The organism is Acidovorax sp. Leaf191 (assembly GCF_001424425.1).
GTDB lineage: Bacteria > Pseudomonadota > Gammaproteobacteria > Burkholderiales > Burkholderiaceae_C > Acidovorax.
On the sequence record NZ_LMPT01000019.1, the window covers coordinates 801,713 to 816,436 of the forward strand.

At 65.6% G+C, this 14,724-nt stretch carries 12 protein-coding genes; 7 read left to right on the forward strand and 5 right to left on the reverse strand.

Annotated features, from left to right (window positions below; genetic code table 11):
* Positions 1–66: 66 nt before the first annotated feature.
* The 5 genes from ASG27_RS17655 to ASG27_RS17675 form a co-directional block, all read right to left on the reverse strand.
* Entirely contained in the window at positions 67–2,601 is a 2,535-nt protein-coding gene (locus ASG27_RS17655; RefSeq protein WP_056419019.1) for an ankyrin repeat domain-containing protein, read from the reverse strand.
* A 187-nt stretch (positions 2,602–2,788) separates the two neighbouring features.
* Positions 2,789–5,398 carry a bifunctional aconitate hydratase 2/2-methylisocitrate dehydratase gene (gene acnB, locus ASG27_RS17660; protein WP_056419228.1) on the reverse strand — a complete coding sequence of 870 codons (2,610 nt, stop codon included), beginning with the start codon at positions 5,396–5,398 and terminating at the stop codon, positions 2,789–2,791.
* Positions 5,399–5,556: 158 nt separating this feature from the next.
* Positions 5,557–6,186, reverse strand: coding sequence for a hypothetical protein (locus tag ASG27_RS17665; RefSeq protein ID WP_056170200.1), 630 nt, complete (start codon positions 6,184–6,186; stop codon positions 5,557–5,559).
* A 39-nt stretch (positions 6,187–6,225) separates the two neighbouring features.
* Positions 6,226–7,287, reverse strand: coding sequence for an HpcH/HpaI aldolase/citrate lyase family protein (locus tag ASG27_RS17670; protein ID WP_082486034.1), 1,062 nt, complete (start codon positions 7,285–7,287; stop codon positions 6,226–6,228).
* 14 nt (positions 7,288–7,301) lie between these two features.
* Positions 7,302–8,288 (reverse strand): malate dehydrogenase, encoded by a 987-nt coding sequence (locus tag ASG27_RS17675; protein ID WP_056419023.1) that lies wholly within the window; start codon positions 8,286–8,288, stop codon positions 7,302–7,304.
* Between the two features lie 215 nt (positions 8,289–8,503).
* Between ASG27_RS17675 and ASG27_RS17680 the strand changes: the two genes are divergently transcribed.
* The 7 genes from ASG27_RS17680 to ASG27_RS17710 all read left to right on the forward strand — a co-directional run bounded on the left by ASG27_RS17680 (position 8,504) and on the right by ASG27_RS17710 (position 14,595).
* A complete protein-coding gene (locus ASG27_RS17680; RefSeq protein WP_056419024.1) occupies positions 8,504–9,292 on the forward strand; it encodes a GntR family transcriptional regulator in 789 nt (262 codons plus the stop codon).
* A 134-nt stretch (positions 9,293–9,426) separates the two neighbouring features.
* Complete coding sequence (gene sdhC, locus ASG27_RS17685; protein WP_056170211.1) at positions 9,427–9,861, forward strand: succinate dehydrogenase, cytochrome b556 subunit; 435 nt, start codon at positions 9,427–9,429, stop codon at positions 9,859–9,861.
* A gap of 80 nt (positions 9,862–9,941) precedes the next feature.
* The gene (sdhD, locus tag ASG27_RS17690) at positions 9,942–10,307 is read left to right on the forward strand and encodes a succinate dehydrogenase, hydrophobic membrane anchor protein (RefSeq protein WP_056170214.1); all 366 of its coding nucleotides are present in this window, start codon (positions 9,942–9,944) and stop codon (positions 10,305–10,307) included.
* Between the two features lie 32 nt (positions 10,308–10,339).
* Positions 10,340–12,145 carry a succinate dehydrogenase flavoprotein subunit gene (gene sdhA / locus ASG27_RS17695; protein WP_056419025.1) on the forward strand — a complete coding sequence of 602 codons (1,806 nt, stop codon included), beginning with the start codon at positions 10,340–10,342 and terminating at the stop codon, positions 12,143–12,145.
* Positions 12,146–12,173: 28 nt separating this feature from the next.
* The gene (locus ASG27_RS17700; RefSeq protein ID WP_056170220.1) at positions 12,174–12,875 is read left to right on the forward strand and encodes a succinate dehydrogenase iron-sulfur subunit; all 702 of its coding nucleotides are present in this window, start codon (positions 12,174–12,176) and stop codon (positions 12,873–12,875) included.
* A 22-nt stretch (positions 12,876–12,897) separates the two neighbouring features.
* Positions 12,898–13,218 carry an FAD assembly factor SdhE gene (locus ASG27_RS17705; RefSeq protein WP_056419026.1) on the forward strand — a complete coding sequence of 107 codons (321 nt, stop codon included), beginning with the start codon at positions 12,898–12,900 and terminating at the stop codon, positions 13,216–13,218.
* A 66-nt stretch (positions 13,219–13,284) separates the two neighbouring features.
* Entirely contained in the window at positions 13,285–14,595 is a 1,311-nt protein-coding gene (locus ASG27_RS17710) for a citrate synthase (RefSeq protein ID WP_056419029.1), read from the forward strand.
* Positions 14,596–14,724: the final 129 nt, after the last annotated feature.

Below are 14,724 nucleotides of genomic sequence, written 5' to 3' on the forward strand. Positions count from 1 at the left end.
CAGCCCGCATTTCCATCACGGCGCCCCACTCTCGCGTCGCGCCGCATCGAGCCGCAGGAAGCCGCGTCAGCGCTGGCGCTCCAGGAGCCAGCGCTCGGCGTCGGCCTGCTGGCCGAAGCGTGCCCAGTCCAGGGCCGTCTTGCCGTGCGGGTCGCGGCGCCACAGGTCGATGCCGCGGCCCTCCAGCCACTGCAGCACCGCCACCCGGCCTTTGGCGGCCGCCAGCATGGCGGGCGTCTCGCCGCGGCTGGCGGGTGCGGGTTCGTCCAGCGGCTGGCCCTGGTCGGCCAGCCATTGCAGGCACGGCACGCACCCGCTTTGCGCAGCCATGTGCACGGGGCCCCAGTCCCAGCGGTTGCGGGCTTGCAGGCTGGCACCGGCCTGCACCAGCCGCTGCGCCACGGCCAGATGGCCGCCCCAAAAAGCGCGCAGCAGCGCGGTGTCGCCCCGCTCGCTGTCTTTCTGCGTCTGGCGCAGGTCCGGCTGCGCGCCCGCCTTGAGCAGCAGCTCCACGTGGGCCATCTGCCCCCGGTGCGCCGCCAGCATCAACATGGAAGACCCGTTGTCCGCCAGCAGGTTCGGGTTGGCGCCATCGCGCAGGGCCTGCTCCAGCGCAGCGGCATCGCCCGCGTTCTGCGCATCCATCAGCCGGCCGTCCGGGCCCGACCAGGTCCGGTGCGACGCGGCACCGCCGGCTGCGTTGATGGTGGCGACGCCCACGGGACTGCGTGGCGCCCACCACAGGGCCACAACCACTGCGCCGATGAACAACCAGCCCCAGGCGGGGCGCGACACGTCCTGGCGCTGCGAACGCCGTGCGCCCGGCGTGAAGCGGCCGCGGCGGTCCTGCCAGGCCTTGGCAATGGCCCGGCCCACGCCGGCCGCAGCATCGGGCCCGTTCAGCGCCGGCGTGAGCTGCACCAGCGTGCCCTGCGCGTTGCGGCCATACACCGCATGGTGGTTGTTCTGTGCGCTGCCGCTGCCCGTGGCATACACGACCTTGTGCACCAGCGATTGGCTGGCATCGCCCGCCACCGATCTCACGGTGGTCCACATCCAGGAGCTGCAGCGCGCCACCACGCCATCGTCCTGCACCCGGGTCACCCAATTGCGCGTTGCCGCGTGCAGCGACACGGCCAGCAGCCCCGCCGTCACGGCCAGCCCGCCCCACGACCGGGGCAGCACCACGCCATGCAGGCCGATGCGGTCATTGACGAGCCATTCCATGGCCAGCGCCGCCAGCGCGATGCCGGCTCCCCAGCGCCAGGCCTGCTGCTCAAAGCTGATCTGCACGCCCTGCGGCAACTCCTGCAGGACAGCGCCTGCAGGCCACGCGGGGATGGTGCCCGCAATCTGCGCGGCCTCTGGCGGGGCAATGGGCTCCTCGCGCTTCCACACTGCGCGGGGGTCGAAGCGGTCCTCGGGCACCGAATCGCCAAAGCCCACGGGGGCGGCCTTGACGGGCAGGTCGTAGGACAGCTCCACCGAACCATCGGCCCCCAGCAGTTCAACCCTCCAGTCGACCCGCTCCCGGCCCCGCTGCGCACCGTGGGCGGGTGCGTCTGGCGGCACCTCGAAGCGTGCGACCAGCCGCAGGCCGCCGTCGGGCGTAGGCTGCAGCGAAGCCGGGGCGTCCACCGCTTCGACCTGCCGCTCGGGCGAGCCGGAGCTCGATTCATCCACCCGGTACTGCGCCAGGCGCAGGCGCAGGGCCTGGGCGCCGGGCTGTGCAGCAGCACGGTGCGGCAACCGCAGCGTGACCTCCACCAAGCGGCCCGCCTGGGGCTGCTCGGGCAACGAGGTGAACGCCGAGCCCCGGTAGCGCCACACCATGCGGGTCTGGCGGATGGCCAGGCCCAGCATCAGCACACCGACCAGCACGAAGACGCCGATGAACCCCTGGGCCCAGCCCGACGCATTGCGGTCGGACCAGAGCAGCGCGGCCATGGGGAACGACAGGCCGCACCACAGCAGGCTGAAAATCCAGGCCCCGACCGCCGTGCCGTGCAGTGAATTGCGCGGGGCCGGCCCGCTGGCTGGCAGCTCGCCCTGCGCGGGCTGCGCCAGGCCCATCGACTCGCCGCGACCGATGAGCAGCAGCACAAAGACACAAGCCGCCACCACCCCCACCGCGGTGAAGATCAGAGCAAACGGCAAGCGAAAGATCTGCAGCCGCCACCGGATGGAAGGGTCGATCAGCGACTGGGCAGGGTTGTCCGGATTCACCCGTACCGTGATGGGCTGGTCGCGGGCCTGCGCCTGCTGCAGCCGGCCGTGCCACTGCTGGTGCCAGTCGCCGATGTTGTCGGACCCGCTCTGCGCATCGAGCCCCACCCGTGTTCCCTCGTGGCGCGCGCCGTTGAACTCGTAGCGGTAGCGGGCCTGCACTTCGTACGTCGTGCCGCCCTTGCTGCCCGGGTGCCGCTTCAGCTCGGCGCTGATCACCTGCGCAGGTACCTGCTGCCACTGCCCCACCTGCCAGGCGGTCCACAGTGTCTGAGCCAGAGGCTTCAAACCGAAGAAGTAGCCCCCCAGGCCGAAGGCGACGGCAAAAATCGCGCTGAACACCAGCGCCCCTGCGCGCCCCATTGTGTTTTTCATGAATCCCTCCCTTGTCGTGGTGGTTGTTGTTATGCCGCGAGCTTAGCTGCCAACATGTGACAAATCGGTGACTGTCATGTTGCCGACAAACCACTGTCACGAGCCCCCCTCCCACAACGCGGGCACCCATAAAAAAAGCGGCCCCGAAGGGCCGCTTGGCAGGCACGGTCTGGCCGCCGCCGCGGGATCAGCAGGCCACGGCCGCCGACGCAGGCGCAGCCTTGGCGGCCTCCGCGTACTCTTCGATCTGATCGAAGTTCATGTAGCGGTACACGCTCGCCTTGTCGGCATCGATGACGCCCATTTCCTTGAGGTACTCTTCCTTGGAAGGCAGGTAGCCCAGGCGCGAGGCGATGGCGGCGAGTTCGGCCGAGCCGAGGAACACGTTGGTGTTCTTGCCCAGGCGGTTGGGGAAGTTGCGGGTCGAGGTGGAGATCACCGTCGCGCCTTCACGCACCTGCGCCTGGTTGCCCATGCACAGCGAGCAGCCGGGCATTTCGGTGCGCGCACCGGCCGTGCCGAACGCAGCGTAGTGGCCTTCCTTGATCAGCTCGCTCTCGTCCATCTTGGTGGGCGGTGCCACCCACAGCTTGACGGGGATGTCGCGCTGGCCGCCCAGCAGCTTGGCAGCTGCGCGGAAGTGGCCGATGTTGGTCATGCACGAGCCGATGAAGGCTTCATCGATCTTGGTGCCGGACACTTCGGACAGGAACTTGGCGTCGTCCGGATCGTTGGGGCAGCAGACGATGGGTTCCTTGATGTCGGCCAGGTCGATCTCGATCACGGCGGCGTACTCGGCGTCCTTGTCGGCTTCGAGCAGGTCGGGCTTGGCCAGCCAGGCTTCGACCTTCTCGATGCGGCGCTGCAGCGTCTTGGCGTCGGCATAACCGTCGGCGATCATGTTCTTCATCAGAACGATGTTGGACGTCAGGTATTCCTTGATCGGCTCGGGGTTGAGCTTGATCGTGCAGCCGGCGGCGGAGCGCTCGGCGGACGCGTCGGACAGTTCGAAGGCTTGCTCGACCTTGAGGTCCGGCAGGCCTTCGATCTCGAGCACGCGGCCCGAGAAGGCGTTGATCTTGCCGGCCTTGGCCACCGTCAGCAGGCCCTGCTTGATGGCGTACAGGGGAATCGCGTGCACCAGGTCGCGCAGGGTCACGCCGGGCTGCATTTCGCCCTTGAAGCGCACCAGGATGGACTCAGGCATGTCCAGCGGCATCACGCCGGTGGCAGCGCCGAAGGCCACGAGGCCGGAGCCTGCCGGGAACGAGATGCCGATGGGGAAACGCGTGTGCGAGTCGCCGCCGGTGCCCACGGTGTCGGGCAGCAGCAGGCGGTTGAGCCAGCTGTGGATCACGCCGTCGCCAGGACGCAGGGCCACGCCGCCGCGGTTGGAGATGAACGCTGGCAGTTCGCGGTGGGTCTTCACGTCCACGGGCTTGGGGTAGGCGGCCGTGTGGCAGAAGGACTGCATCACGAGGTCGGCCGAGAAGCCCAGGCAGGCCAGGTCCTTGAGCTCGTCGCGCGTCATCGGGCCGGTGGTGTCTTGCGAGCCCACGGTGGTCATCTTGGGTTCGCAGTAGGTACCGGGGCGCACGCCCTGGCCTTCGGGCAGGCCGACAGCGCGGCCGACCATCTTCTGCGCCAGCGTGAAGCCGGCCTGCGTGGCCACGGGTGGCGTCGGCAGGCGGAACACGGTGGAGGCTGGCAGGCCCAGGAATTCGCGGGCCTTGCTCGTCAGCGAGCGGCCGATGATGAGGTTGATACGGCCGCCGGCGCGCACTTCGTCGAACAGCACGTCGCTCTTGAGCTGGAACTCCACCACGGTGGCGCCGTCCTTGACGATCTTGCCGTCGTAGGGCATCACGTCGATGACGTCACCCATCTCCAGCTTGGACACGTCCACTTCGATCGGCAGCGAGCCCGAGTCTTCCTGCGTGTTGAAGAAAATGGGGGCGATCTTGCCACCCAGCGTGACACCGCCGAAGCGCTTGTTCGGCACGAACGGGATGTCCTGGCCGGTGGCCCAGACGATGGAGTTGGTGGCCGACTTGCGCGACGAGCCGGTGCCCACCACGTCGCCCACGTAGGCAACCAGGTGGCCCTTCTTCTTCAGGTCGTCGATGAACTGCATCGGGCCGCGCTTGCCGTCTTCTTCGGGCTTGAACACTGCGTCGGGACGGGTGTTCTTGAGCATGGCCAGGTAATGCAGAGGGATGTCGGGGCGGCTCCAGGCATCGGGTGCGGGCGACAGGTCGTCGGTGTTGGTTTCGCCAGGCACCTTGAACACGGTGACGGTGATCTTCTTGGCGACTTCAGGGCGCGACGTGAACCACTCGGCGTTGGCCCAGCTTTGCATGACTTCCTGCGCCTTGGCGTTGCCGGCCTTGGCCTTGGTCGCCACGTCATTGAAGAAGTCGAACATCAGCAGCGTCTTCTTGAGCGCATCGGCTGCAACGCCCGCCACTTCAGCGTCGTCCAGCAGTTCGATCAGGGGGTGCACGTTGTAGCCGCCCACCATGGTGCCCAGCAGCTCGGTGGCCTTGGACTTGGAGACCAGGCCCACCTGGATGTCACCGTGCGCCACGGCGGCCAGGAAGCTGGCCTTGACCTTGGCGGCGTCGTCCACGCCTGGGGGCACGCGGTGCGTGAGCAGGTCCAGCAGGAAGGCGTCTTCGCCAGCGGGCGGGTTCTTGATCAGCTCGATCAGTTCGGCCACTTGCTTGGCTTCCAGCGGCAGCGGCGGGATGCCCAGGGCGGCGCGCTCGGCCACGTGGTCACGGTAGGCTTTCAACATCATTTTTCTCCGGTTGCGTTCTAAAGTGGGGCGGCATGCAGCGGGCTGGCGCCGTCATCGCGACGGCACAGCCGGGCTGCACGCAGTTCGGTCTGTCTGTCTGTGTTGTTATGTGGTTGTTATGCGGGCAGCCTCTGGCGGCTTCGGCCTGGCAGGGCTTACTTGACCGTCATCGGCTCCAGCACGCTGACGGGCGGGTTCTTCTTGATGGCCTCGGCCACCAGTTGCTGCTCGGGGCTCATGCATTCGTCGGCCAGGCGCTGGCCGACCTTCTGGTTCATCAGCATGGACTTGTTGCCGATCTGCAGCCAGACCGCGCCGCCCTTCTGGTCTTCCAGGCGCACGGTGCCGGTGGTGGTGGCCACGGGCGACATGAAGTACTTGAAGCCCTTGCCTTCCACGTGGAAGTGGCCAGGCGATGCAGGCTCGGCAGTCACCGTCACGAAGGCGCCCAGCTCGCAGGGGATGCGGCCGGTGTGCACGCGATCGGCAATGGCCAGCTCGGCAGGCGACAGCGCAGCTTCAGCGGCAATGATGCCGGCGGCCACCTGGTTGGTCGCGCTCTTGAGCTGCGTGCGGCTGCTGGTGGGTTCGCTCTTGGCCACGGCCTTCTTGGGGGCCGCCTTCTCGGAGGACTTGGCAGACTTGGCTTCGGACTTCGCCGCCGGCTTGGCGGCAGGCTTGGCAGCGGCCTTGGTTTCAGACTTGGCCGCAGGCTTGGCGTCCGTTTGCGCCAGGGCGAGGGCTGGGGCCAGCAGCATCAAGGCAGAGGCGATAAGGAATTTCATGGAGGGTCCTGCGTGGGGGTGTGGGCGGGTATCTACAACTCAAGCGAAAGCCGGCGCGTCAAACCAATGGCGCACCGCCTGGGGAAGCGCGCGCCCGGTGCTGTGGGCGCGCTCGATGACCTGCCAGAAGAAACGGTAGCTGGCACGGTCGTGCAGCGTGCCGTCCATGCTGATCGGAGCCCAATCAGCATCGGCGGCAGCCGCTATTATTTTGGAAGCACTTTCGATATCGTCCTGCTGCGGCGCGAACGCTTGCAGGATGGGGCGGATCTGCGCCGGGTGGATGCTCCACATGCGGGTGTAGCCCAGCTCGTGGGCCGCCTGGCTGGCCGCACGTTGCATGGCCGCCGTGTCGGCGAACTCCGTCACCACACAATGGGACGGCACCTTGCCGTGCGCGTGGCAGGCCGCGGCGATCTCCAGCTTGGCGCGCACCACCAGCGGGTGCGTGAACTGCCCGGCCGACGTCATGCCATGGGCCGGGATCGCACCGGCATGGGCCGACACGAAGTCCATGAGCCCGAAGCTCAGGCTCTGCACGCGGGGATGGGCGGCGATCTCGAAGGCACGGTGCACAGCCGCCGGGGATTCGATCAGCACATGGATGGGCAGCTGCGAGGGCGACGCGCGGTCGATGGCGCGCTCGGCCAGCAGGACATCGTCCACCGACTCGACCTTGGGCACCATGATGTGGCACAGCCTGTGGCCCGCCTCGCCGGCGATCACGGCCACGTCGTTGGCGAATGCGGGGTGGTCCACCGCATGCACCCGGGCGGCCACGCGGGCGCCGGGGGCTGCGGCAACGGCCAGTGCAGCCACCAGCCGCGCGTGCTCGGACTCCAGACCGACGGGCGCTCCGTCCTCGCAATCGAGGGTGACATCAAAGACGCAGGTTCCGAACTCTTGCGTCATCTCGGCCTGCAATTGCAGGCTTTTGCGCATGCGCGCTTCCACGCCGCTGTAGTGGTCGCACACCGGCAAGAAGCCGGTCTGCGCCTGGGCGCCCAGCAGCACATCGCGCGGATGGGGTTGCGCAGCGCCCTGCCCCTGGTCAGGGGTTGGGGCGGCCCGAAGGCCCGATGCCTGTGGCGTCGGCTGCATGGTGTGCGCTGGTTTTACAGCAGGTGCTTGACGCCGTCTTGCTCGCCTTGGAGCTCGGCCAGGGTCTTGTTGATGGCTTCTTGCGAGAACGCATCGATCTCCAGGCCTTCGACGATCTTGTACTCACCGTTTTCGGTGGTCACAGGGAAGCCGAACACGATGCCGGCAGGAATGCCGTATTCGCCGTTCGATGGCACACCCATCGTGACCCACTCGCCATTGGAGCCCAGGGCCCAGTCGCGGATGTGGTCGATGGCAGCGTTGGCAGCCGAAGCGGCCGACGACAGGCCGCGGGCGGCGATGATGGCCGCGCCGCGCTTGCCCACGGTGGGCAGGAAGGTGTCGGCGTTCCAGACCTGGTCGTTGACCAGGTCCTTGATCGACTTGCCGTTGGTGGTGGCAAAGCGGTAGTCGGCGTACATGGTGGGCGAGTGGTTGCCCCACACGGTCAGCTTGCGGATATCGCCCACCTTGGTGCCGGTCTTGGCCGCCAGTTGCGAGGCAGCGCGGTTGTGGTCCAGGCGCAGCATGGCGGTGAAGTTCTTCGCTGGCAGGTCGGGGGCCGACTTCATGGCGATGTAGGCGTTGGTGTTGGCGGGGTTGCCCACCACCAGCACCTTGACGTTGCGCGAAGCCACTGCGTTCAGGGCCTTGCCCTGGGCGGTGAAGATCTGGGCGTTGGCGGCCAGCAGGTCGGCGCGCTCCATGCCGGGGCCGCGAGGACGGGCACCCACCAGCAGAGCGTAGTCGGTGTCCTTGAAGGCCTGCAGCGGGTCGCTGTGGGCTTCGATGCCGGCCAGCAGCGGGAATGCGCAGTCTTCCAGCTCCATGATCACGCCCTTCAGGGCGTTCTGGGCCTTCTCGTCGGGGATTTCGAGCAGTTGAAGAATGACGGGCTGGTCCTTGCCCAGCATTTCGCCGGAGGCGATGCGAAACAGCAGGGCGTAACCGATTTGGCCAGCGGCGCCGGTAACGGCCACGCGAACAGGCTTCTTGCTCATGGTGAAAACTCCAGGAAGTGAAAAAACAGAAGGTGATGCAAACAAGCACCAGCGTCTGTTACCAGCAGCCCGTGCCCCGCAAAACAGCCTTGGAGTGTACCGCTGATTGGACACCCCGGTCAATTTGTCTTATGTCTTATATAAGATATGATTGGGGCCTCTTCGTCGTCCGCAAATCCCTGCCGCAACGCAGGGCTCCACCGCGCCCGCCTGCCATGTCCTCGCTTCCTTTCGCCGCCGACAACCCTGCTGCGCCACCGGGCACCGCGGGCGGTGCCACGCCGGCGTTCAGCCCGCTGTACCAGCAGATCAAGGGACTGATCCTGCAGAGCCTGCAACAGGGCGAATGGAAGCCTGGCGAAGCCATTCCGAGCGAGATGGAGCTGGCCGCGCGCTTTCGGGTCAGCCAGGGCACGGTGCGCAAGGCGATCGACGAACTGGCGGCCGAGAATCTGGTCATGCGCCGCCAGGGCAAGGGCACGTTCGTGGCCACACATGCCGAGCAGCATGTGCAGTACCGCTTTCTGAAATTGCTGCCCGACACCGGCGACGCCCGCGTCGAGGGCCCCGCCCAGCGCCGCGTGATCGACTGCCGCCGCGTGCGGGCCAATGCCGAAGTGGCGCGGGCGCTGGCCTTGCGCAGCGGCGATGCCGTCATGCAGGCCCGGCGCATCCTCGCCTTTGCAGGCGTGCCCACCATCCTGGAAGACATCTGGCTGCCCGGCCAGGCTTTCAAAGGGCTGACGGCAGACCAGCTGGCCAGCTACCAGGGCCCGACGTACGCGATGTTCGAACTCGATTTCGGCGTGCGCATGGTGCGGGCCGAAGAAAAAATCCGGGCCGTGCTGCCAGACGCGGAGCAGGCCGGCCTGCTGGGCATTGCGTCCACCACGCCGCTGCTGAGCGTGGAGCGCATTGCCTACACCTACAACGATGTTCCGATGGAGTTACGGCGTGGCCTGTACCTGACCGACACCCACCACTACCGTAACGAATTGAGCTGACTTCAAGCTGGCACCCGAGTATTAACCTCGAATATTGCGACCCGCTTGAAACCCCGGTTGTTGCGTTGCAATAGAATTTTGCGTTCTTTGCATCTCCGAATTACAAAGAAGTTACATCCACGAAAGCACTCAACATGACCGAGCTCGCCAAAAAACGGCCTGAATTTCGCAACATCAACGCGTTCAAGGACCTGACCACCTACCGCATGACGCCTGCAGCGTGGGTGTCGATCCTGCACCGCGGCAGCGGGCTGATCATGTTCCTGCTGCTGCCTTTCATCATCTGGATGTTCGACACCTCGGTGTCGTCCGAATTCTCGTTCGCCCGGTTCACCGCGGCGTTCAGCATCGGCATCGGCTTCGTGCCTGGCTGGTTCATCAAGCTTGTGGCCCTGGCCCTGATCTGGTCGTACCTGCACCATTTCAGCGCCGGCCTGCGCCACCTGTGGATGGACGTGAGCCACAGCGCCGTGAACAAGGAATTCGGCAAGACCTCGTCCATCGCAGTCTTCGTGGTCAGCATCACGCTGACCCTCGCGCTGGGCGCCAAGCTCTTCGGCCTGTACTGATCGATCCACCACCCCCGATAAAAAAAGCGGTGACTGCTGCCATTCCGCAGCCAACACCGCCGCACCAGAGGAAAGCAGCGATGTCTGTCAATTACGGTTCCAAACGCGTCGTCGTCGGCGCTCACTACGGCCTGCGCGACTGGCTCAGCCAGCGCGTCACCGCCATCCTGATGGCCCTGTTCACGCTGGCCCTGCTGGCCCAGGTGATCTTCTCCAAAGGCCCTCTGGGCTATGACAAATGGGCGGGCATCTTCTCGGCCCAGTGGATGAAGGTGCTGACCTTCACCGTGATCATCTCGCTGGCATGGCACGCGTGGATCGGCATGCGCGAAATCCTGATGGACTACGTCAAGCCCGTGGGCATCCGCCTGGCACTGCAGGTTTTCACCATCGTCTGGCTCGTCGGCTGCGCCGGCTGGGGCATCCAGGTTCTGTGGCGTCTCTGATACCGATCCCCCGCGACTGAAGGCAAACAACAATGAGCTACACCAAAGCTAACATCACCAAGCGCAAGTTCGACGTCGTCATCGTCGGCGCCGGCGGCTCCGGCATGCGCGCATCGCTGGAACTGTCCCGCGCAGGCCTGAACGTGGCCTGCCTGTCCAAGGTGTTCCCCACCCGCTCGCACACCGTGGCGGCGCAGGGCGGCGTGTCCGCATCGCTGGGCAACATGAGCGAGGACAACTGGCACTACCACTTCTACGACACCATCAAGGGTTCGGACTGGCTGGGCGACCAGGACGCCATCGAGTTCATGTGCCGCGAAGCACCCAACGTGGTGATCGAGCTCGAACACTTCGGCATGCCGTTCGACCGCAACCCCGACGGCACCATCTACCAGCGCCCCTTCGGCGGCCACACCGCCAACTACGGTGAAAAGCCCGTGCAGCGCGCTTGCGCCGCCGCTGACCGCACCGGCCACGCCATGCTGCACACGCTGTACCAGCAGAACGTGAAGTCCAAGACCAACTTCTTCGTGGAGTGGATGGCGCTGGACCTGATCCGCAACACCCAGGGCGACGTGGTCGGCGTGACCGCGCTGGAGCTGGAAACCGGCGACCTGTACGAACTGCACGCCAAGGCCGTGCTGCTGGCCACCGGCGGCGCGGGCCGCATCTTCGCGGCATCGACCAACGCCTTCATCAACACCGGCGACGGCCTGGGCATGGCGGCACGCGCCGGCATCCCGCTGCAGGACATGGAGTTCTGGCAGTTCCACCCCACCGGCGTGGCCGGCGCGGGCGTGCTGCTGACCGAAGGCTGCCGTGGCGAAGGCGCCATCCTGCTCAACAGCAATGGCGAACGCTTCATGGAGCGCTACGCGCCCACCCTGAAGGACCTGGCACCCCGCGACTTCGTGTCGCGCTCGATGGACCAGGAAATCAAGGAAGGCCGTGGCTGCGGTCCGAACAAGGACTACATCCTGATGAAGCTCGACCACCTGGGCGCGGACACCATCAGGAAGCGCCTGCCATCGGTGGAAGAGATCGGCCACAACTTCGCCAACGTGGACATCACCAAGGAACCGATCCCCGTGGTGCCCACCATCCACTACCAGATGGGTGGCATCCCCACCAACATCAACGGCCAGGTGGTCGTGCACGACGGCCAGCAGAACCACATCGTCAACGGCCTGTACGCGGTGGGCGAATGCTCCTGCGTGTCGGTGCACGGCGCCAACCGCCTGGGCACCAACTCGCTGCTGGACCTGCTGGTCTTCGGCAAGTCGGCCGGCAAGCACATCGTCAACTTCGTCAAGGGCTCCGGCGAACACCAGCCCGTGCCCGCCGACGGCGCGGAGCGCACCCTGGCCCGCCTGAACCAGCTGCAGGACTCGAACGAAGGCATCTACGCGCAGGACGTGGCCAACGACATCCGCGCCGGCATGCAGCTGCACGCCGGTGTGTTCCGCACGCAGGCCAGCATGGACGAAGGCACGGTCAAGATCAACGCCATCCGTGAACGCGTGAGCGGCGTGACCCTGAAGGACAAGTCCAAGGTCTGGAACACGGCCCGCATGGAAGCGCTGGAAGTCGACAACCTGATCGAAGTGGCCCAGGCCACGATGACCTCGGCCGCAGCCCGCAAGGAATGCCGTGGCGCACACACCGTGTACGACTACGAACACCCTGCCGACCACGCCGAGTTCCCGCTGGGCCGCAACGACAAGGAGTGGATGAAGCACACCCTGTGGCACAGCGCCGACAACAGCCTGACCTACAAGCCCGTCAACCTCAAGCCCCTGACGGTGGACAGCGTGCCTCCCAAGGTCCGTACGTTCTGAAGATCCAGCAGCCTCACGAAAGAACAACATGAAGCGCACCTTTCAAATCTACCGCTACGACCCGGACAAGGACGCCAAGCCCTACATGCAGACCATCGAGATCGAACTCGACGGCCACGAACGCATGCTGCTCGACGCCCTGGTCAAGCTCAAGGAGCAAGACCCCTCGCTGTCGTTCCGCCGCTCGTGCCGCGAAGGCGTGTGCGGCTCCGACGCGATGAACATCAACGGCAAGAACGGCCTGGCCTGCCTGACGAACATGAACACCCTCAAGGGCACCATCGTTCTGAAGCCCCTGCCCGGCCTGCCGGTGATCCGCGACCTGATCGTGGACATGACGCAGTTCTTCAAGCAGTACAACTCGATCAAGCCGTACCTCATCACCGAGGACCTGGCCCCCGAGAAGGAACGCCTGCAGAGCCCCGAAGAGCGCGAAGAGCTCAACGGCCTGTACGAGTGCATCCTGTGCGCCAGCTGCTCCACCAGCTGCCCCAGCTTCTGGTGGAATCCCGACAAGTTCGTGGGCCCCGCCGGCCTGCTGCAGGCCTACCGCTTCATCGCCGACAGCCGCGACGAAGCCACGGGTGCGCGCCTGGATAACCTGGAAGACCCGTACCGCCTGTTCCGCTGCCACACCATCATGAACTGCGTGGACGTATGCCCCAAGGGCCTGAACCCCACGAAGGCCATCGGCAAGATCAAGGAACTGATGGTGCGCCGCGCCGTCTGACCTTGTCCAGAGCATCCATTTCATGTCCGATACCCCGAATCCCGTCCTGCCGTCGCCCTCCGATGTGCTGGACGACCGCGAACGCGCCAAGCTGCACTGGCGCTGCCGGCGCGGCCTGCTGGAGAACGATCTCTACATCGAGAACTTCTTCGCCAAGCACGGGGCGGGCCTGACCTGGCGCCAGGCCTACGGCATGAACACGCTCATGGACCTGGCGGACAACGACCTCCTGGACCTGGTGCTCGCCCGGCGCGAGCCCGAAGGTGAACTGGATACAGAAGAAGTGCGTGAAGTACTCGGCATGCTGCGGCTCAGTGGTGGCGCAGTACGGCCACGGCCCTGAACCATAGAGACCTGAGACAAGGCCTGAACCCCCGGATTACCGGCAACCTACCCAAGGAAAGTAACAATGAAGCTAGCTGACAACAAAGCCACCCTGTCGTTCAGTAACGGCAGCCCCAGCGTGGACCTGCCGGTCTACCAGGGCAGCATTGGCCCGGACGTCATCGACATCCGCAAGCTGTATGCGCAAACGGGCATGTTCACCTATGACCCGGGCTTCCTGTCGACCGCAGCCACCCAGTCGGCCATCACGTACATCGATGGCGACAAGGGCGAGCTGCTGTACCGCGGCTACCCCATTGAGCAGTTGGCGCAGAACTGCGACTTCCTGGAAACCTGCCACCTGCTGCTGTACGGTGACTTGCCCAACGAAGCCCAGAAGACCGACTTCACCAGCCGCGTGACCAACCACACCATGGTCAACGAGCAGATGCAGTTCTTCCTGCGTGGCTTCCGCCGTGACGCGCACCCCATGGCCGTGCTGACCGGTCTGGTGGGCGCCCTGTCGGCCTTCTACCACGACAGCACCGACATCAACAACCCGCAGCACCGCGAGATCGCTGCCATCCGCCTGATCGCCAAGATGCCGACGCTGGTGTCCATGGCATACAAGTACGGCGTGGGCCAGCCTTACATGTACCCGCAGAACAACCTGTCCTACGCAGGCAACTTCCTGCGCATGATGTTCGGCACGCCCTGCGAAGAGTACAAGGTCAACCCCGTGCTGGAACGCGCACTGGACCGCATCTTCATCCTGCACGCAGACCACGAGCAGAACGCATCGACCTCCACCGTGCGCCTGTGCGGCTCGTCGGGCACCAACCCGTTCGCGGCCATCGCCGCCGGTGTGGCGTGCCTGTGGGGCCCTGCCCACGGCGGTGCCAACGAAGCAGCCCTGAACATGCTGTACGACATCCAGGCCCAAGGCGGCGTGGAGAAGATCGGCGACTTCATCAAGCAGGTCAAGGACAAGAACTCCGGCGTCAAGCTCATGGGCTTTGGCCACCGCGTGTACAAGAACTACGACCCGCGCGCCAAGCTCATGCAAGAGACTTGCAATGAAGTGCTGGCCGAACTGGGCCTGGAAAACGACCCGCTGTTCAAGCTGGCCAAGGAGCTGGAAAAGATCGCCCTGGAAGACGACTACTTCGTGCAGCGCAAGCTCTACCCGAACGTGGACTTCTACTCCGGCATCGTGCAGCGCGCCATCGGCATCCCCGTGAACCTGTTCACCGGCATCTTCAGCCTGGCCCGCACCGTGGGCTGGATCGCCCAGCTGAACGAAATGATCGGCGACCCCGAGTACAAGATCGGCCGCCCCCGCCAGCTGTTCACGGGCTCCGTGCGCCGTGATGTGCCGCCCATCGGCAAGCGTTGATTGGCAGCCTGGTTCCTTGAAGTCTCCGGTCTTCGAGGTACCTGCTCTGGAAAGCCCGCTTCGGCGGGCTTTTTTCATGGTGTACCGCGCCTGCCCATGCGCAAAGCAGCCGGCGACCCGCTAGGATGG

Bases quoted from the DNA above. Each gene is read 5' to 3' on its own strand.
- ASG27_RS17655 (WP_056419019.1), bottom strand. From the start codon at position 2,601: ATGAAAAACACAATGGGGCGCGCAGGGGCGCTGGTGTTCAGCGCGATT.
- acnB (WP_056419228.1), bottom strand. From the start codon at position 5,398: ATGTTGAAAGCCTACCGTGACCACGTGGCCGAGCGCGCCGCCCTGGGC.
- ASG27_RS17665 (WP_056170200.1), bottom strand. From the start codon at position 6,186: ATGAAATTCCTTATCGCCTCTGCCTTGATGCTGCTGGCCCCAGCCCTC.
- ASG27_RS17670 (WP_082486034.1), bottom strand. From the start codon at position 7,287: ATGCAGCCGACGCCACAGGCATCGGGCCTTCGGGCCGCCCCAACCCCT.
- ASG27_RS17675 (WP_056419023.1), bottom strand. From the start codon at position 8,288: ATGAGCAAGAAGCCTGTTCGCGTGGCCGTTACCGGCGCCGCTGGCCAA.
- ASG27_RS17680 (WP_056419024.1), top strand. From the start codon at position 8,504: ATGTCCTCGCTTCCTTTCGCCGCCGACAACCCTGCTGCGCCACCGGGC.
- sdhC (WP_056170211.1), top strand. From the start codon at position 9,427: ATGACCGAGCTCGCCAAAAAACGGCCTGAATTTCGCAACATCAACGCG.
- sdhD (WP_056170214.1), top strand. From the start codon at position 9,942: ATGTCTGTCAATTACGGTTCCAAACGCGTCGTCGTCGGCGCTCACTAC.
- sdhA (WP_056419025.1), top strand. From the start codon at position 10,340: ATGAGCTACACCAAAGCTAACATCACCAAGCGCAAGTTCGACGTCGTC.
- ASG27_RS17700 (WP_056170220.1), top strand. From the start codon at position 12,174: ATGAAGCGCACCTTTCAAATCTACCGCTACGACCCGGACAAGGACGCC.
- ASG27_RS17705 (WP_056419026.1), top strand. From the start codon at position 12,898: ATGTCCGATACCCCGAATCCCGTCCTGCCGTCGCCCTCCGATGTGCTG.
- ASG27_RS17710 (WP_056419029.1), top strand. From the start codon at position 13,285: ATGAAGCTAGCTGACAACAAAGCCACCCTGTCGTTCAGTAACGGCAGC.